The sequence below is a fragment of the Marinobacter nanhaiticus D15-8W genome (assembly GCF_036511935.1).
Classification (GTDB): Bacteria; Pseudomonadota; Gammaproteobacteria; order Pseudomonadales; family Oleiphilaceae; genus Marinobacter_A; species Marinobacter_A nanhaiticus.
The window spans coordinates 2,173,315-2,191,719 of record NZ_AP028878.1 but is presented as its reverse complement, the minus strand read 5'-3'; the positions used below and the strand labels follow the sequence as shown (position 1 = coordinate 2,191,719).

The 18,405-nt window shown below is 58.3% G+C and carries 19 protein-coding genes; 6 read left to right on the top strand and 13 right to left on the bottom strand.

All coding sequences use genetic code 11. The features are described 5' to 3' along the window. Nucleotides 1–19 precede the first annotated feature (19 nt). The 8 genes from pabC to RE428_RS09820 form a co-directional block, all read right to left on the bottom strand. Nucleotides 20–832 (bottom strand): aminodeoxychorismate lyase, encoded by an 813-nt coding sequence (gene pabC / locus RE428_RS09855; protein ID WP_004581835.1) that lies wholly within the window; start codon nt 830–832, stop codon nt 20–22. Between the two features lie 8 nt (nt 833–840). Beyond that, nucleotides 841–2,082 (bottom strand): beta-ketoacyl-ACP synthase II, encoded by a 1,242-nt coding sequence (fabF, locus tag RE428_RS09850; RefSeq protein WP_004581834.1) that lies wholly within the window; start codon nt 2,080–2,082, stop codon nt 841–843. 369 nt (nt 2,083–2,451) lie between these two features. Next, entirely contained in the window at nt 2,452–2,685 is a 234-nt protein-coding gene (gene acpP / locus RE428_RS09845; protein WP_004581833.1) for an acyl carrier protein, read from the bottom strand. 143 nt (nt 2,686–2,828) lie between these two features. Further along, nucleotides 2,829–3,572, bottom strand: a complete 744-nt coding sequence (gene fabG, locus RE428_RS09840) for a 3-oxoacyl-ACP reductase FabG (protein ID WP_004581832.1) — start codon at nt 3,570–3,572, stop codon at nt 2,829–2,831. 23 nt (nt 3,573–3,595) lie between these two features. Further along, nucleotides 3,596–4,531, bottom strand: coding sequence for an ACP S-malonyltransferase (gene fabD, locus RE428_RS09835; protein ID WP_040882625.1), 936 nt, complete (start codon nt 4,529–4,531; stop codon nt 3,596–3,598). 134 nt (nt 4,532–4,665) lie between these two features. Then, complete coding sequence (gene plsX, locus RE428_RS09830; protein ID WP_085988668.1) at nt 4,666–5,670, bottom strand: phosphate acyltransferase PlsX; 1,005 nt, start codon at nt 5,668–5,670, stop codon at nt 4,666–4,668. 53 nt (nt 5,671–5,723) lie between these two features. Then, complete coding sequence (rpmF, locus tag RE428_RS09825; protein ID WP_004581829.1) at nt 5,724–5,903, bottom strand: 50S ribosomal protein L32; 180 nt, start codon at nt 5,901–5,903, stop codon at nt 5,724–5,726. Nucleotides 5,904–6,004: 101 nt separating this feature from the next. Beyond that, nucleotides 6,005–6,553, bottom strand: a complete 549-nt coding sequence (locus RE428_RS09820; protein WP_004581828.1) for a YceD family protein — start codon at nt 6,551–6,553, stop codon at nt 6,005–6,007. Nucleotides 6,554–6,694: 141 nt separating this feature from the next. On the opposite strand from RE428_RS09820, the gene RE428_RS09815 reads away from it, so the two are divergent. Further along, complete coding sequence (locus RE428_RS09815) at nt 6,695–7,312, top strand: Maf family protein (RefSeq protein ID WP_004581827.1); 618 nt, start codon at nt 6,695–6,697, stop codon at nt 7,310–7,312. Here RE428_RS09815 and RE428_RS09810 read toward each other — a convergent pair. The 3 genes from RE428_RS09810 to rluC all read right to left on the bottom strand — a co-directional run bounded on the left by RE428_RS09810 (nt 7,288) and on the right by rluC (nt 10,204). Continuing rightward, a complete protein-coding gene (locus RE428_RS09810) occupies nt 7,288–8,319 on the bottom strand; it encodes a S49 family peptidase (protein ID WP_004581826.1) in 1,032 nt (343 codons plus the stop codon). The two genes, RE428_RS09815 and RE428_RS09810, sit on opposite strands and share 25 nt — an antisense overlap. Before the next feature lie 95 nt (nt 8,320–8,414). Further along, nucleotides 8,415–9,065: an HAD family hydrolase gene (locus RE428_RS09805; RefSeq protein ID WP_004581825.1), complete on the bottom strand. Its 651-nt coding sequence runs from the start codon at nt 9,063–9,065 to the stop codon at nt 8,415–8,417. A 77-nt stretch (nt 9,066–9,142) separates the two neighbouring features. Beyond that, nucleotides 9,143–10,204, bottom strand: a complete 1,062-nt coding sequence (rluC, locus tag RE428_RS09800) for a 23S rRNA pseudouridine(955/2504/2580) synthase RluC (protein ID WP_004581824.1) — start codon at nt 10,202–10,204, stop codon at nt 9,143–9,145. A 611-nt stretch (nt 10,205–10,815) separates the two neighbouring features. Here rluC and rne point away from each other — a divergent pair. Both rne and RE428_RS09790 read left to right on the top strand, forming a co-directional pair. Next, entirely contained in the window at nt 10,816–14,262 is a 3,447-nt protein-coding gene (gene rne / locus RE428_RS09795; RefSeq protein WP_040882623.1) for a ribonuclease E, read from the top strand. A gap of 213 nt (nt 14,263–14,475) precedes the next feature. After that, a complete protein-coding gene (locus RE428_RS09790; protein WP_004581822.1) occupies nt 14,476–15,015 on the top strand; it encodes a YecA/YgfB family protein in 540 nt (179 codons plus the stop codon). On the opposite strand, the gene RE428_RS09785 is transcribed toward RE428_RS09790, so the two are convergent. Continuing rightward, on the bottom strand, nt 14,974–15,882 hold the full coding sequence (locus RE428_RS09785; RefSeq protein ID WP_004581821.1) for a PHP domain-containing protein: 909 nt from the start codon (nt 15,880–15,882) through the stop codon (nt 14,974–14,976). The two genes, RE428_RS09790 and RE428_RS09785, sit on opposite strands and share 42 nt — an antisense overlap. Nucleotides 15,883–15,962: 80 nt before the next feature. Between RE428_RS09785 and RE428_RS09780 the strand changes: the two genes are divergently transcribed. The 3 genes from RE428_RS09780 (at nt 15,963) to RE428_RS09770 (ending at nt 17,774) form a co-directional block, all read left to right on the top strand. After that, nucleotides 15,963–16,262, top strand: a complete 300-nt coding sequence (locus tag RE428_RS09780; protein ID WP_004581820.1) for a YciI family protein — start codon at nt 15,963–15,965, stop codon at nt 16,260–16,262. Nucleotides 16,263–16,462: 200 nt separating this feature from the next. Beyond that, complete coding sequence (locus RE428_RS09775) at nt 16,463–17,212, top strand: TIGR04211 family SH3 domain-containing protein (protein WP_004581819.1); 750 nt, start codon at nt 16,463–16,465, stop codon at nt 17,210–17,212. 271 nt (nt 17,213–17,483) lie between these two features. Beyond that, nucleotides 17,484–17,774: a PilZ domain-containing protein gene (locus RE428_RS09770; protein WP_040882621.1), complete on the top strand. Its 291-nt coding sequence runs from the start codon at nt 17,484–17,486 to the stop codon at nt 17,772–17,774. A gap of 109 nt (nt 17,775–17,883) precedes the next feature. Here the strand turns inward: RE428_RS09770 and rraA are convergent, their stop codons facing one another. Further along, nucleotides 17,884–18,369: a ribonuclease E activity regulator RraA gene (rraA, locus tag RE428_RS09765; protein WP_004581817.1), complete on the bottom strand. Its 486-nt coding sequence runs from the start codon at nt 18,367–18,369 to the stop codon at nt 17,884–17,886. Nucleotides 18,370–18,405 lie beyond the last annotated feature (36 nt).

Here is an 18,405-nt window from a genome sequence, read left to right as displayed (position 1 = left end):
ACCGTTCGTTTAGGCGAAATCAGAAGCCAAGGGCTTCAGCAAGGAAGGACCGGATTTTGGCAAGGCAGGGACCCGTAGGCAACCTCAGCCCGTCGATTTCCGCGACCGGAATGGCGCCGAAAATACTGTTGGTAATCGCCAGGCCCTGGAAATCCGTGTGCCTGAGGTCATCAGGCGTGATGGCGCGATAGTCTATAGGCTCCCCTGCCGAATCCAGATAATCGATCACAGCCTGACGAGCCACGCCAGCAACGGCCAGCTGTTCCACCGGTGGTGTCACCCATCGGTCGTCCAGACGGGCAAACAGGTTGGTCTTGGTGCCTTCCAGGTAGTCGCCATGGCCACTGGTCATAAGCGCCTCGTACGCCCAGTCCGGCATCGACTGGCTGGCAAGCACCTGGGGCAGGCGATTCAACGTCTTCAGCCCCGCCAGCAATGGATCGACCGTAAGCACGCATTCCGATGTGCTGACCGCGATACCCGCCTGGGGTACCGGCGGCAGAACATGACGACTCGCAATCATTCGCGGCCGGGACGCTGGATCCGGGCGATAGCCTCGCCCACCGGTGCCGCGGGTGAGGATGATCTTGAGTATCCAGTCATCGGCATTACCGTAGCGTTCGACGGCCGCCTGTATCGTATCGACAATGTCATCGAACGCCAGGGAGATCGACAAGCGTTCAGCGCCCTGGAACAAACGTCGGACATGATAATCAAACAGGGTCGGCTGATCGCTGTGAACGCGGATGGTCTCGAAAAGACCATCCCCGTAAGCGAGGCCACGATCATCCGCGGGAAGCGATTGCTGGTCGGCCCAGATACACTCGACCATGACGCCGATCAGTTCTCGTAGCGGCGGAAGATCAGTGTGCCGTTGGTGCCCCCGAAACCGAAGGAGTTGGAAAGGGCCGCATGCACATCAGCCTTGCGGGATTGGTGAGGAACGAAGTCCAGGTCGCAGCCATCCTCTGGATTGTCCAGGTTGATGGTCGGCGGCAGGATACCGTCCCGAAGTGCCAGCAGCGAGAAGATGGCCTCAACGGCGCCGGCGGCACCAAGCAAGTGACCGGTCATCGACTTGGTACTGGAGATCGCCAGTTTACGGGCATGATCGCCGAAAACCGCTTTCACCGCGTCCACTTCCGCCACATCGCCTACAGAGGTGGAGGTGCCATGGGCGTTGATGTAGCCGATCTCCGCCAGATCGATACCCGCATCCCGCAGCGCATTGCGCATGGAGCGCTGGGCGCCCTCACCAGAAGGCGCCGTAATGTGGTGGGCATCATCACTCATGCCGAACCCGATCACTTCACCATAGATCGTCGCGCCACGGCGCCTGGCATGCTCGAGCTCTTCCAGAACCAGCACACCCGAGCCGTCGCTCAAAACAAATCCATCCCGATCCTTGTCCCAGGGACGACTGGCTTTTTCCGGCTCGTCGTTACGGGTGGACAGGGCTCTCGCCGCGCCGAAGGCAGCAACGCCGGTGGGCGTGGTCGCCATTTCAGAACCACCGGCCAGCATCACGTCAGCGTCCCCATACTGGATGGTACGCGCGGCATAGCCGATGTTATGGGTACCTGTGGTGCAGGCCGTCGTAATCGCGATATTCGGACCCTTGAACCCGAACTTGATGGCCACATTGCCGGCAACCATGTTGATGACGGACGCCGGCACGAAGAAAGGCGAAACCTTACGCGGGCCCTTTTCCTCCAGCGTCAGGACATTCCTTTCGATAAACTCGAGGCCGCCAATGCCGGAACCGATCGCGATACCGACGCGATCCAGGTCACAGGCATCTTCGCCATCCAGCCCGCTATCCGCCACCGCCTGGGATGCAGCTGCAATACCGTAGTGGATGAAAGCATCCATCTTGCGCGCATCTTTCACGCTGAGGTATTGCTCGAGGTCCAGGTTCTTGATGGCGCCTCCGATGCGGGTATTGAAATCGGCCGCATCGAACCGATCGATCGGACCGATACCGCTCTTGCCGGCACAGATACTCTCCCAGGAGGAAGCCACGTCATTTCCTACGGGAGACACCATACCGAGACCGGTGACTACGACACGTCGTCCAGACATTATTCCTTCACCTATCGTTGTGCATCTGTTGTCTGATCTTTAATTATTTGCAGAAATCAGGCAACGCTATCTTTGGTTAATTGCCGTTTCCGTAAAGCATCAACCCAATACGGGGCGCAGAACGGCTACATCCGGCTCAGGCAGTCAGCTTAAGGCGTCAGCGGTTTATCGCAAAACCCAATGACGCTTTTGTGACACGCTTTGTGAACGCAGCACCAGCGGAAGAAGGGAGCCCGACGTCCGACAGCTGTAATATCCCAGACGACGCCTGGGCCAATACCGAGACTATCACGCGGACGCGAACAAAAAAGCCGCCCTTTATTGCTCGAATAAGGACGGCTTCTGCTTGGCTTTCAATCTGTCTGAGTATCAGGTGTGCGCGACAATGTAGTCGATCGCATCCTGAACACTGGTGAGCTTTTCAGCTTCTTCGTCGGGAATCTCGGTCTCGAACTCCTCTTCGAGGGCCATGACCAGCTCAACGGTGTCCAGTGAATCGGCGCCCAGATCCTCTACGAAAGAAGATGTGCTCTGAACTTCAGACTCCTTCACGCCCAGCTGTTCGCAAACAATCTTCTTAACGCGCTCTTCGACTGTACTCATATTTTCCTCACTTAATTCGCAACCAAGCACAAATTCGCGTGCAGTTTAGTTTAATCCCCACCCGCAAACAAGCAGGGTTTGAAGCTAAAGGCTTGTTGTTCAAGGGATTACAACAAGACTTCAGGAGCTTCTGAACAGCTCCATTATCCCATGAACATACCGCCGTTCACGTTAATGGATTCGCCTGTAATATAGGCTGCTTCCGGCGACGCCAGGAACGCGACTACGGCAGCAACTTCTTCAGGTTCCCCCAGACGGCCCGCAGGAATGACACTCATCATAGCGTCCCTCTGGCCATCGTCCAGTTTCTTCGTCATATCCGTATCGATAAAACCGGGTGCAACACTGTTCACGGTGATACCACGGTTGGCCATCTCCTTGGCGAGACTGCGCGTCATACCTTCCACGCCGGCCTTGGCGGCACAGTAATTCACCTGGCCAGGATTGCCCATACCCGCGACTACGGAACTGATGTTGATGATCCGCCCCCAGCGAGCCTTACCCATACCACGAAGGACTGCCTTGCTGGTGCGGTAGACCGAACTGAGATTGGTAGCAATCACCGCGTCCCAGTCCTCTTCCTTCATCCGCATCAACAGGTTATCCCGTGTAATACCGGCGTTGTTGATCAGGATCAGAGGAGCACCGGATTTCTCGGCGATTGTCTTGAGACCGACGTCGATGCTTTCTGCATCGGCAACGTCCATAACCAGGCCATAACCGTTCTCACCACGGGACTGGAAGTCTTCGGTGATCGCATCCGCTCCGTTCTGGGTGGTCGCGGTACCGACAACCTCGGCGCCTTTAGCAGCCAGGGTACGCGCAATCGCGCGTCCGATGCCACGGCTGGCTCCAGTAACCAGGGCAACCTTGCCTTCAAGCGACATAACGCTTTCCTTCTCCTAAACGCTTATTTTGAAAATCCATCGAGGGCTTTTTGCAGCGAATCGGGATTCTCAATTCCAAATGTAGTCAGATTTCGATCGATGCGCTTCGCCAAACCTGCAAGCACCTTGCCCGCACCGCACTCGATCGCCACCGAAACGCCCTCTTCCGTCAGGTAACGCACGGAATCGGTCCACTGGACCGGCGAATAGAGCTGGCGCAGGAGATTGTCCTTAAGCGCATCGCTATCCTGTTCCGGCGCAGCACTGACATTCTGCACGACCGGTATGACAGCATCGTTGAACTTGACGTCGTCCAATGCCTTGGCTAGTTCTTCCGCCGCTGGTTTCATGAGATCGCAATGAGACGGCACACTCACCGGCAGCGGCAGCGCGCGCTTTGCACCCTTGCCTTTACAGATCTCGATGGCCCGATCAACCGCCGAGGCGTTACCGGCGATCACCACTTGCCCCGGGGAGTTGAAGTTTACGGCGGCGACCACCTCACCTTCGGCGGCATCTTCGCAGGCCGCGATGACGACATCGTCTTCGAGTCCGAGCACCGCCGCCATACGTCCTTTACCGGCAGGCACCGCGTTTTGCATCAGCTCACCGCGCAGACGGACCAGCTTCACCGCGTCGAAGAAGTTAAGGCTTTCCGCGGCGACGAGCGCGCTGTATTCGCCAAGGCTGTGACCCGCAAGAAAATCGGGACGCGGGCCGTCAGCTACGAACCACTGGCGCCAGAGAGCGACACTCGCGGTAAGGAGCGCTGGCTGGGTTACGGCAGTGGAGTTGAGCTCGTCTTCGGGGCCGTTCTGACAAATAGACCAAAGATCGAAGCCGAGGACCTCGGAGGCTTCCGAAAATGTCTGGGCAACAATCGGCCATGTCTCTGCGGCTTCAGCCAGCATGCCTACCGATTGCGATCCCTGGCCCGGGAAAAGAAATGCTGATTTCATGGCGCTCAGTCTACCCCTGTTTCCTTTCTGAGAAGATTAGCCAATGGTACAAGCCTTTTCCCTGCAAAACACGGGTTGCAAACGCTGAATAAGACTATTGGATGGCCTGAACGCCATTCGCTCCGATCGAGGCGCTAGTAGACCATTAATTCGTCAAGCTGCTCGTTGATCCTGCGCGGGACCTCGAGACGGACTTCGCGGTAACCCTGTCGGATAGCGGCCAGCATGGCACGCTCATTGGCATTACCATGGCTCTTGATGACGACACCTTGCAAGCCCAACAGGCTGGCGCCGTTGTGGCGGGAAGGATCGATAGTCTTGAGCAGACGGGTCAGCGTAGGGCGAGCCAGCCAGCCGATAAAACGGCCATATAGCGTGCGTGTAAAGGTTTGATCCAGCAGCTCCATGAGCATACTGGCGACGCCCTCCCCGGTTTTCAGCGCAATATTGCCGACGAAGCCGTCACAAACCACCACATCGGCCACATCGCGGAACAGGTCGCTCCCCTCCACGTACCCGATGTAATTAAGGTTCTCTGCCTGGGCGAGCATATGGGAGGCGAGCCGAACCTGCTCGTTCCCTTTGATCTCTTCCTCGCCGACGTTGAGTAACGCCACCCGCGGCTCCTGCAGGTTGTTGACGGCTGCCGCCATGAGCGAGCCCATCAGGGCATATTGGTAGAGGTTTTCGGCAGAGGCGTCGACATTGGCGCCCAGATCAAGCACGTGACAACGCCCACGCAAGGAAGGAATCAGTTTGACGATCGCCGGTCGCTCGATACCCGGATACATCCGCAGCAGCGACCGGCCAAAGGCCATCAGCGCGCCGGTATTACCGGCACTGACGCAGCCCTGGGCTTCGCCATCGCGTACCAGGCGTAGCGCTACCGCCATTGATGAATGCTGCTTGTGCCTAAGGGCGTGGGAGGGGCGCTCGTTCATCCGGACCACTTCGACAGCTTCGACGATCCGGATTCGCGGGTGAGGCTCTGACAAAGAAGCCTCGAGCTCACTCTGTTGACCCACAAGAATGACACTCAAGGCTTCGTTTTCCCGCACAGCGTCAAGCGCTGCCGAGACAGCAATGGCGGCACCACGATCACCGCTCATCGCATCTATGGCAATGGTGATAGAGCTCACCCTTTACCTTTCATACAGTCGGTGGCCATAATCAGCCGGCCACTCCCGGACGATTACTCGTCGCGGGACTCGACCACCTGCTTCCCACGGTAGAAACCGTCGGGAGACACGTGGTGACGACGATGCACTTCACCCGTGGTGGATTCCACAGACAGGGTAGGCTTGCTCAGTGCATCGTGAGAACGACGCATGCCACGCTTGGAGCGGGTCTTACGGTTCTGTTGTACGGCCATGATTTTACTCCTGGGCTAAAAATAACAAATCGCCGGCCAAACCGGTTAGGCTGCCGACCGTGTCTGTGACGCACTGCCAATCAGACGAAGCGTCTGACTATTCAGTGACCGTCTTTTTTCTTTTTGAGCTCCGCCAGCACGCTGAACGGATTCTCTCGCTGCTCCGAATCAGGCTCTGCTGTTTCGTCGCCCGCTTCTTCGAAGGCTTCCAACGTCTCCGCGGCGGGACACTCATCCCTCTCATGCAAGGGATAAGGTGGCACCACGAGCAGTAGCTCATCCTCGACCATCTGCCACAGATCCGCCTGGAAATCCTCGATCAGGAAAGGCTCGAGATCCCTCGGTAGATTGCGCGCCTGCTCATCGCCCACTACGAGACCTAACGCAAATTCGGAGGTCAGTGTCGTGTGCAAAGGCGACATGCAGCGCTGGCATTCGAGAACGACTGCCGCCTCCAGACGACCTTCGACGATACGCCGGCGCTCAGCATCCATTCCAAACTGCAAACGGGCACTGACGTCGCCATCCGACTCGAGCAGCATATCTGCGAAACGGGAGAGCGAGCGCAATGCGATGACCCCTTCCAGGCTGGCGTTTTGCTCGGCCAGTTTGTTGGGATCGATGGTCCGGGACAGCTCGGCATTCGACATAGGCGCGCAATTTTAGGGCCCTGCCCAGCGCCTGTCAAAGAGTTCTGCGCGTTATTTCGGCAACTACCCAGGCCGGCACCAGGGATTTCAGCCCGGCGCCCGGTTCGGTATGCTCAGCAAAAACGCAGCCAAGGATCGAACGTGACCACTAAACCACTGCTTCTCGCCTCATCATCCCCCTACCGAAAGGCCTTGCTGGAACGATTACACCTTCCCTTTACCTGCGCGTCGCCGGACATCGACGAGACCCCAAAGCCTGGAGAAACCGGCGAAGAACTGGCCGTCCGGCTTGCCGAAGAAAAGGCCGCAGCCCTGGCCGACCGTTACCCGGGCCACCTGATTATCGGCTCGGACCAAGTAGCGCAATTGGCGGACGGAACGCTACTGGCCAAGCCCGGCAACCACGAACGCGCCCGCCAGCAACTGGCCGCCTGCAGCGGCGAATCGGTACTCTTCCTGACCGGCCTGGCACTCATGGATGCCGATACCGGCAGCACCTGGAATGTATGCGAGCCCTTCCGCGTCAACTTTCGCGAACTGGATGAGGAGGAAATCGATCAGTACCTGAGCGTAGAGCAGCCTTACGACTGTGCGGGGAGCTTTCGCATGGAGGGATTGGGCATCGCCCTTTTCAAGAGCTTCGAGGGGCGCGACCCCAACAGTCTGATCGGCCTGCCCCTCATCGCACTGATTGACTTGCTCAGGGAGCAGAAGATCTACCCCCTGGCTATTGCTTACCGGAGCTCCAGACGGGACTGAATCAGCGCATTAGCGACGCCACTGCCCACGGAAACCCCAAGTTCGTCGACCAATTGCTTGAACGGCGATGGGCGGTGGCTGTAGTCGACCAACTCTTCCTGGCCAACGATTTCCCGGGCGACGTAGCTGGCACTGCCCAAGCCGTCGATCAGACCCAGGCCGAGTGCTTGCTCGCCCGTCCATATCAATCCGCTGAACAGCTCGTCGCTGTCTTCCAGGCGATCACCGCGCCCTTCCTTCACCTGCTCGATAAACTGCTGATGCGTGGTATCGAGCACCTGGTTCCAGAACTTCACCTCTTCCGGCTCTTCCGGTGAGAACGGATCGAGGAACGCCTTGTGCTCGCCCGATGTGTACAACCGGCGGTCGACGCCCACCTTATCCATAACGCCGGTAAAGCCGAAACCGCCGGCAACGACCCCGATGGAGCCTACCAGACTCGCCTTATCGGCATAGATTTCGTCGGCAGCAACAGCAATATAGTAGGCACCAGAGGCACCAATATCCGAGATCACCGCATAGACCTTCTTGTCCGGATGAACCTGGCGCAACCGTTCGATTTCATCGTTGATATAGCCCGCCTGGACCGGGCTGCCACCAGGACTGTTGATCCGCAGGACGATAGCCTTGGCCTCCGGCGCCTCGAAGGCATCCCGCAGGGCGCCGACGATGTTGTCGGCATTGGCTTCTTCATCAGCTGCGATCGGCCCGTGAATTTCGATCAACGCGGTATGCGCGCCAGCAGAAGCGTCCAGACCGCTTTCCATCGGCGCCCTGAACATGAACAGCAGGGCGAACAAATAGACGAAGGTCAAGACCTTGAAAAAAATCCCCCAACGCCGGCTCTTGCGCTGCTCGGACTGCAGGGACATCACCAGCTTCTCTATCAACTTCCAGTCCCTGCTGCTCTCGGGCCGCGGCCGCTCTTCCCGCGCCGCCTTCGGCTCGGGACGCTGTTCCTGGGAGGGGCCCCAGCTGTTCTTTCCATCGTTATCCCAGTCAGACATACCTCTTCCCTTCTCCACCGGACCGGCACACCATTAGCCGGCCTCTGTTGAAATCTACGCGACCCAGATGAACTTTCGCCATGCAGGCCCGCGATCTAGGCCAGGTACAACGCCTGACGTAAAGCCGCCATATCGCTGGCAACGGCCACAGGCGAATAGGCCTCCAGCCTGGCCCGAGGGTGCACACCCCACTCGACGCCGATGGCCGGCATGCCGATACGCTGGGCCATTTCCATGTCGTAGATGGTGTCGCCGATCATTACCGCCTCCCGGGGCTCGATACCGAAGTGCTCGATGATCTCGATCAGCATGGCGGGGTCCGGCTTGGACCGCGTCTCATCAGCACAGCGCGTTGTCGCGAAGCGCGATCCCAAACCACTGCTTTCGAGCGCTTTAACGAGCCCCCGGCGACTCTTCCCGGTGGCCACCGCCAGATGTGACGGGGCCCCCGCGAGATCGTCCAGCAGATCCTCGACACCTGGAAAGACGCTCTGCGGCGTGGTCTGCTTGCTGAAGAAATACCGCCCGTAACCTTCGCGGATAGCGTGGATCTCATCCATGGCCAATCCAGGATAGAGCTTCTGCAACGCCTCGATGATGCCCAGGCCGATAATATCCTTGTAGGCCTCGCGCTCCCGTGCTGGAAAACCCAGCTCCGTGGCCGCCAGGTGCAAACTATCGGCAATGTGATCGACGGAATCGATCAGCGTTCCATCCCAATCGAAAATGACTACTTTGGGGGTCATGTAAAAATGGACTCCATATCGACTTCAATCGGTTCCTGCCGCTCACAACATCGGCGGCTCACGCACAACTCCAGAGCTCAGCCACCTGAGCGCCGCAAACGAAGCCGCTCCAGGGTTTCGGCAAATCCGGTTTCGTAAGGGGCTTCGAAGCGAGCCTGCTGCCCGTCAGGCAACACCAGCTCCAGGGCATAGGCGTGCAACATTAGCCGCTGGCCGCCCTGGGCCCGAAACGCTTTCAAACTGACATCATCCATATACTTGTCGTCGCCAGCGATCGGATGACCCCCGAAGGCGCAGTGAACACGAATCTGGTGAGTGCGCCCGGTAACCGGGAAAGCCTGGACCAGGCTGTAGCCATCGAACAACTCCAGCACCTGGAAGCGCGTCAGCGCCACCTTCCCCGCATCCGAGACGCGGACCATGCGCTCGCCGGATCGCAACTCGAATCGTTCGAGCGGCGCGTCGATCTCGGTACGGCTGGCAGGCCAGTGACCGGCCACCAGCGTATGGTAAAGCTTGGTGACCCGTTTGCCGCGAATTTCATCCTGCAGATGACGCAAGGCCGAACGTTTCTTGGCCACCATGATCAGCCCGGACGTATCCCGATCCAACCGATGCACCAGCTCCAGGAAACGGGCGTCGGGACGGGCCGCGCGCAAGGCCTCGATCAAGCCGAAACTGAGCCCGCTGCCACCATGGACTGCCATACCTTGGGGCTTGTTGACGACGATAAGCTGATCGTTCTCGAAAATAACCGCGCCCTCGACCAGCCGGCGTACTCGAGCGCTGGGCGCCGGCGTCTCCGGCTTTTGCTTCTGTACGACTGGCGGTATGCGCACCTCATCCCCGGCCGCCAACCGGGAGTCGGGCTTGCAGCGCTTCTTGTTGATCCTCACCTCTCCCTTGCGGACGATGCGGTAGACTACACTGCGAGGAACGCCCTTCAATTGCGTGATGAGGAAGTTATCCAGGCGCTGCCCGGCACCTTCCTCGTCGATTCGCACCCACCGAACGCCGGGCTTGGGCGCAGCGTCCTGCTTGACGGCAGCAGCCTGCTCCGGCCTACGCCGGCGTTCGGTGGGCTTGGGGCGGCGCGTATCGGCGTGGGTGCGTTTTCTGTTTGGGGCTTGCCTGGGCATGGTTCTGCGTGGTTCCGGGTACAACTGTGCAGGATTGACGGGTCGGAGGAATACTGCTATGTTCCGGCCTGCTTTTATGCTCAGAATCGACACTTAAAAATCGGAGTGGCTGATTCAAGCGAGCCCGAAGTATACCGACACTATTTGAATCTTTGAAAGCAGGTGGTCGAGACTTTGAAAGCCGTGGCCGGACAAGACCTGACCACCGCGCTGAGCAAGAAAGGCACCTCCTCAACGCCTGTTGACCTATAACGGGCCCAGGGTTTGAGGTAGGACGTGTTCAATCCGCACGGAAAACCGGCGGGTGACATCGCGAAGAATCATTGCAATCACGCCGGACCGGGCCGTCCAGCTTACGAATATGACGTGAGACCTTGGCGCCGGTGTGAACTTGAACTGGATAGCATGCGTCATTTGACACTGAGTTGTTGCGGTTACTCCCTGCATATGCTGGAAAAACAAGCCGTTAGCCTTTTCAGGCACGGTGGACGGTCTTCCGTCGCCGCCTGATTGTGTCCGGCTGCCCTATTTGCAGCCAGCAGCATCCTGCCTCGCCGATGAACGCCAATCTGGCCGGTTTCCGTCGTTAACTGACAGGAAACTCGTTCTTCATGAAAAGAATGCTCATAAATGCAACACATCCTGAAGAGTTGCGCGTTGCATTGGTAGACGGTCAACGACTTTTCGATCTCGATATCGAAGCGAGCAATCGGGAACAGAAGAAATCAAACATCTACAAGGGCAAGATCACCCGTATCGAGCCCAGCCTTGAAGCCGCCTTCGTGGACTTCGGTGCCGATCGCCACGGCTTCCTTCCCCTGAAAGAAATTTCCAAGGAATACTTCAAGAAGTCGCCGAAAGACATCGACGGCAAGATCAATATCAAGGATGTCCTGTCCGAAGGTCAGGAAGTCATTATCCAAGTCGATAAGGAAGAGCGTGGTAACAAAGGTGCCGCACTCACCACCTTCATCTCGCTGGCCGGCCGCTACCTGGTACTCATGCCCAACAACGCTCGTGCCGGCGGCATATCACGCCGCATCGAAGGCGATGAGCGCGCGCAACTCAAAGAAGCCATGAGTGGCGTGGACGTACCCCGCAACATGGGCGTTATCGTGCGCACCGCGGGTATCGGCCGCAGCTCCGAGGAGCTGCAGTGGGACCTGAACTACCTGACCCAGATCTGGCAGGCCATTACCGACGCTGCCGGCAGTCGGCAGGCGCCCTTCCTGATCCACCAGGAAAGTAACGTCATTATCCGCGCCGTGCGCGACTATCTCCGCCAGGACATCGGCGAAGTCCTGATCGATTCCGAGATCGTGCACGAAGACGTGCTGAGCTTCGTGCAGGCGGTCATGCCTTCCTTCGAAAACAAGATCAAACTGTACAAGGATGAGATCCCCCTGTTCAGTCGCTATCAGATCGAAGGCCAGATCGAGACCGCGTTCCAGCGCGAAGTGAAACTGCCATCCGGCGGTTCGATCGTCATCGATCCGACCGAGGCCCTTGTATCCATCGACATCAACTCCTCTCGCGCCACGAAAGGCCAGGATATCGAGGAAACCGCGCTGCAGACCAACCTGGAAGCGGCTGAGGAAATCGCACGCCAGCTTCGTCTACGGGATATCGGCGGCCTGATCGTCATCGACTTCATCGACATGACGCCGGCCAAACACCAGCGTGAAGTTGAGCAGAAGGTCCGCGAAGCCCTGGAACTGGATCGTGCACGAGTCCAGGTGGGCAAAATCTCGCGCTTCGGACTTCTGGAAATGTCCCGTCAGCGCCTGCGCCCCTCCCTGGGCGAGACCCGCAGCGAAGTGTGCCCGCGCTGTGATGGCCAGGGCACCATCCGCGGTATCGAGTCACTGGCGTTGAGCATCATGCGCCTGATCTTCGAAGAGTCCGCCAAAGACAAGACCGGCGAAGTTCGCGCCATCGTACCGGTATCCGTGGCGACGTTCCTGCTCAACGAAAAACGCAAGCAACTGGCCGATATCGAAGCCCGCCAGGAAGTGACCGTGCTGGTCGTGCCCAATCCACACATGGATACGCCGCACTTCGAAATCCTCCGCGTGCGTGACGATGAGGTCAGCGCTGTCGATCGCACAACCAGCTATCAAATCGCCAGCGAGTTCAAGGAAGAGGAAACCGCGGAAATCCAGACCGCCCGGGAACAGCCTGCGCGCGAAGAAGCGGCCGTCAAGAGTATTCGTCCGGCAGCACCCGCACCCGCTTCGACGGCGACAGCAGCAGTGCCGCCTCAACCTGCTGACCAGCAGGAGGAGGGGCTGTTCAAGCGTCTGTCGCGTAAGATTTCCGCCTTCTTCAATGAAGAATCCGCCGAAGATGCCGGCCGTGAGCGTGAAAGCAGCGGCCGCAACCAGTCCCAGCGCCGCGACTCCAACGGCGGCCGCCAGGACCGCCGCAAGTCACGCGTTGCTCGCGACGACAATCGGGGCGGCAATAACAATCGTCGTCAGAGTGAGAACGACCGCCGCCAGGGCGATAGCGAAGGCAGCAATCGCCGCAACCGCGGCCGTCGCAGCGGCGACCAGCAACAGCAGGCGCGAAGTGATCGCGGTGGCCAGGGGGACAATAGTAATAAAGGTGGCGACCGTTCCGGCAAGCGCAAGGATAATCGCGACAACCGCGGTGATGACAAGCGTAGCCAGCAAGGCAAGGATACTCAGCAGGCTAAAGACGCCCCACAAGGCAAGGACAGCCAGCAACAGGGTAAAGGTGGCGACGACAACAAGCGTCGTCGCCCGCGTCGGCAGCGCAACCGCGACGGTTCGCCAGTAGAACCGACTCAGCGTCGCAGCGAAGAACGCAAGGCCAACAAGCCAGACACGGCGAAAGTCGACGACTCGTCCTCGAAAAAAGAGGCCGCACCGCTCGCTGAGTCAAGCTCCGATGACAAGTCGGGCAAGCCTCCGGCAGCGGACAAGCAGCAGGATAAACAGTCCGCCGAGGCCCAGAAGCGGGAGCAAAAGCCTGCGAACAAGCCTGAAACCCAGGGTGAAAAACCTGAACAGGCAGCCCTTGGCGACACACAAAAGCCGGCCGAAGCCAAGCCAGCCGACAGCACCCCTAAAGGTGATGCAAAGCAGGCTGATGCGGAAACAGCCAAACCTGCCAAGGAAGAGGTAAAGTCCGCGTCGCAAGCGCCGAAGCCTGGAACGGCTGAGAACAGCGCGGGTGAGGCGAACAAGGCCAAGGCCGAGCAGAAGCCAGCACCCGCTACGCCCGTGGAAGACAAGGCAACCGAAGCAAAGGTCGAAAAGCCGGCCACTGAGAAGCCTACCAGCGCGGCGCAAGGTAAATCGTCGTCAGATAAGGAGGACGGGGAAGCCAAAGCCCCGGCAGAGACACCGAAATCGTCGCAGCCTGACGACAAGGGTAAATCAAAGTCGGATAAAGCCGAGCCTAACGACAAGTCAGCTCCAGCTGCGGAAAGTCCGAAAACCGAACAGAAGGCACCCGCACGCAAGACACCTGCGCCCAAGCAGGAACCTGCAGCTCAGGGAGAGCCCTCAGCCAAACAGGAGCCCTCAGCCAAGCAGGAGCCTTCGGCCAAGAAGGAGCTCTCAGCCAAAGAAGAGCCTTCATCTAAAGAAGAGCCTTCATCTAAAGAAGAGCCTTCATCTAAAGAAGAGCCTTCATCTAAAGAAGAGCCTTTAGCTAAAAAAGGGCCGTCCGCGAAGGAAGAGCCCGCAGCCCCCAAGGAGGCCTCCGTACCCAAATCGCCACTGGGTGATGAGGAGCCAAAAGCGCAGAAGCAGCCTTCAGAGCAGCGGCCTGAGGCGCCAAAAGCATCCTCCGCTCCAAAAGAGGCGGTCGACACCGCCCAACAGAAAGGTGCGGACCAGCCCAAGGCGGAAAACCCAAAAGCGGCAGGTCCCGACTCGGAGAAATCCGAAGCGGACACCGCGCCTGCGTTGACTGAATCCGGTCGTGCCTACAACGACCCCCGGGAAGTGCGCAAACGGCAACTGGCCGCCCAGAAAGAGGCCGAAGGCAAGCAAAGCAACGACGACAGCAAGTCGTCGAAGGGCTAGACAAGGCTTCCCTGGCGACAGCGGTTGAACGCCAGCAGCCCTACGCTAGATAGAGCGGGTGCCCCTAGGGGCACCCGCTTTTTTCTACGTCCTTACAATTTCCAGCAAAAAGACCATTGATATCCGGTAACCCGGAAACTTACTGTGTTGCCGATACAGTCGCTATAATAGCGTCCAATCGTGTCGTGCCGCCCAATCGGGAGAGTTTGAAGAATGCTGTCTCCACAAGAAATCGAAGCCGTTGAAGATATCCTGTTCGCCGACCCCTGGGGCGACGATGCCCTGGATTTCTTCGGGCTGCATGGTGTGGTCAGCGCCAGCGTCGTAGGCCCACACGAACTGGACTCAAAGGCCATGTTCCTTATTGCCACCGGGCTGGACGAAGTGCCCTCCTCGGGCGTGCCGGAAGCCTTTGATCATGCTGTTCGCAAGATGAGCGAAGCGATGACCGTGTCGCTGGACCGGGGAGAAGCCCTGGAACTGCCGGAGCCTGAAGACGGCGATCCGATGAACGCTCTGGAAAACTGGTGCGCCGGATTCGTCGACACCTTCCTCCAGCATGAAGACGAGTGGCTAGAGATGAACGAAAAGAAAACCGCGGATCTGCTGTTGCCAATGCTGGCCCTGTCCGGGTTGTTCGAGGACGAGGACTTCGAGCGCGTGCGCAGTAGCGAGAAGCTTAGCCAGGAAATGGCCGATGCCATTCCCGATTCATTGACTGATCTGTACCTGCAATTTCACGTCCCCGCGTAGGGCCTCCTGGAGCCCTGGCAGATGGCGCCAGACAGGCTCCAGGCCCTCGGGCAGTACGCCGGGCAAGCGCCCAAGGTCACACCAAGCCGCACCAGGGAAGTGGAAATCGCTCCCCTGGGAAGCCAGATAACCTTCCCGCCGGCATAGCTCCGCCAGAAACCCCAAATCCCCACTGGACTGACCCGAAGTCAGCACCTCCATGCCCTGCCCGCCGGCGTCGACAAAATCCTTCATCAGTGCCCGCAGCTTGGTAGCCGTCATCTTGTACTTCTTCGGGTGCGCCACCACAGCGATACCGCCAGCACTCCGTATCCAGCCGGTGACCACTTCGAGTGAAGGCCAGCACGCTTTTACATCGCCTGGCTTGCCAGCGCCAAGGTAACGTTTGAACGCCTGGCCGTTATCCCTTACTACACCCTCGTCAATCAGTATCCGGGCAAAATGGGGCCGACCCGGGACATCGCCACCGGCAGCCCCGGTGGCCTTCGTCAGCAGGTCGTCGACACCCAACTTACGCAGGCGTTCCTCGATCATGCGGGCTCGCTGCCAACGATTATCGGCCTGTTCTTTTAGGGCCGCTTGCCATTGCGGATCCTCGTCATCAAATCCCAGGCCAACGATATGAATCGTGTGGGAGCGCCACTGGCAGGACAATTCGATTCCGTTGATCAAACTCAGCCCCACATCCAGTGAGGCCTGCCGCGCTTCCGGCAAACCTGCGGTCGTGTCATGGTCGGTCAGAGCCAGGTGGGTTACACCATTGTCCGCTGCACGCCTGACAACATCGCCGGGACTAAGCGCACCATCAGATGCTGTACTGTGACAATGCAGGTCAATTCGGACAGATTGTGTTGCAGATATGGTCATATGGTGCCTAACCCTTTAATGTACGGCACAGGATACGCTTCGACCCGATATCAGGCCAGTGCAACCCCGGAGGGATAGCCATGTACTACGCCATCATCAGTCAGGATGTGGACAACAGCTTGCCTCTGCGCAAGGAAGCCCGCCCCGCTCATATTGAGCGGCTTGAGGCACTCAAGGAAGAAGGTCGCCTGATGCTTGCCGGCCCCTATCCGGCGATCGACAGCCCGGATCCTGGCCCAGCTGGCTTTACCGGTAGTCTGGTCGTCGCGGAATTCGAGTCGCTGGAAGCGGCCCAGCGGTGGGCGGACGATGATCCCTACGTTGCCGCCGGCGTCTATGCGAGCGTGATGGTGAAGCCTTTCAAGCCAGTGCTACCTTGATATGACACATTCGACGTAGCATTGACAGATCGTAATAAGTCGGCGCTTGATCGCGTCGGGAACTATGACAGAATTCCCGGTTTACATGGCCTCTGAAAAGTAGCCTTACACGGCGTCGGGGGACACCATCGCCCGCCCTTCCGATGGAACAATAAAGGTCGCTCTCTCCCGACCTGGCCGACCTGATTCAGGACCCCGGGATGCGTCCGGAAAATAAGCAGGAACGATTCGTTGTGATTCACAAGCCATTCGCACTGAACAAGCTGTTTTCACCGAGCAAGCTACTCGTACCTAACAAGCTTCTGGTGGCTGTCTTACTGGCAGCGCTTTCGATCCCGGTTTTGGCCCAGACCCGATACGTCGATGATGAACTGCTGATCATGCTGCGTAGCGGTGCGGGTAACCAATTCCGGATTCTCGACAGCCTTACTTCCGGCACGCGACTGGAGGTGCTGGAAGAGGACGCGTCGGGATACAGCAGGGTACGCACGTCCGATGGACAGGAAGGCTGGGTGCTCACCCGCTACCTGTCGGCAGAACCCATCGCTCGCGACCGTCTATCCGCCGCGCAGCGAAGGCTCGAACAGGCAGAGGCCGAACTCAAGCAAAGCCAGGAACAACTGAGTTCGCTCCGCGCCGAACGCAACGAGTTGGCGTCTTCCGAAGAAACGCTCGAGTCGAGGGTGGGCAACCTCAGCACCGAACTCGAGCGCATCAAGGAAGTATCGTCCAACGCACTTACCCTGGACCGTCGCAACCGGGAGCTGCAGGAAAGTAATCAGCAGCTGCGCAAGGAAGTGGAGGTCCTCACTGCGGAGAACGAGCGCCTGGAAGCCAAGAAGGAGTCGGATTTCATGCTACTGGGCGCCATGCTGGTGGGTGCCGGCGTTCTGATCGCCGTAGTCCTGCCCTGGCTGAAGCCAACCCGCAAGACAGATAACTGGGCCTGATACGGTACTCATCCCCGGAGACACAGACGCCCCATATTCTCCGGGGATGCCGCTCGCTATAATATCCACTCTCTTTACATTCCCTTCATTTTTCTCCTGAAACACGCCTACCTCCAACGCCAGGCACCATATATTGTGGCTTTGATGATGCCCACGCACTAAATAACAGGCATCGACGCTTGTTTATTACGGATAGTTCTTTGACTGTGCTGCTTTGTCGCCTTATAACAGATAAAACATAAGCCGAAGAGGTATAACCGTGGCAACGATAATGCGTGATTTTTCAGAAAAACGGGATTTTCACCGTATGCAGGTGAACACAGAGATCACCATCACCGATGCCGAAGGCAGACAACACAAGGGGCTATGCAAGGATTTGAGTGGTACCGGTATGCAGGTTCTCGTGGAAACAGCGTTTGCTGAAGGTACTCAGCTCCATACCCTCCTACCTTCGACCAACGAACAGTTCCCACCGTTTGAAACCGTTATCGAAGTCCTTCGCTGCGAACCCGCCGAGGGCGGTTACCTGATTGGCGCGGCCATCAGGGAAGTTAAACGTTAGCGGGAGCGCCGCTGCCTGATACCTGAGCAGTACATATTACCGGAAGAGCTGCTCTTGAAAGAAAAGTGATAAGCCCGGGGGCATCGCTACCACCGGGCAAGGAACGCAGTCAGGCGGGCGTCGAGAGCGGCTTCTCAGAAACGATAATACCGTTGTTGTCCGCATAGACGTAGTGACCGGGCCTGAAGGTGACGCCATGGAAGGTCACGGGTACATTCAGGTCGCCGATGCCCCGCTTCTCGGTTTTACGTGGAATTGTCGCCAGAGCCTGGACGCCCAGTTGCGTTTCGCCGATCACGTCGACATCACGAATACAGCCGTAGATAATAATGCCGGCCCAGCCGTTGCTCGCGGCCTTCTCAGCCAGCATATCGCCAAGTAGCGCTGCGCGACGCGATCCGCCACCGTCCACCACCATAACTTTGCCTTTACCCGGAAGACCGACCTGCTCCTTCACGACGGAATTGTCCTCGAAGCACTTCACGGTCACGATCTCGCCGCCAAACGCCTTGATACCGCCGTAGTTGTTAAAACCAGGCTCTACGACCGTTACCTCCGGGTACTCATCGCACAGGTCAGGCGTCACTATATCCATCACATTCTCCTTCAGTCTTGAATGGGGAAGCTGTAT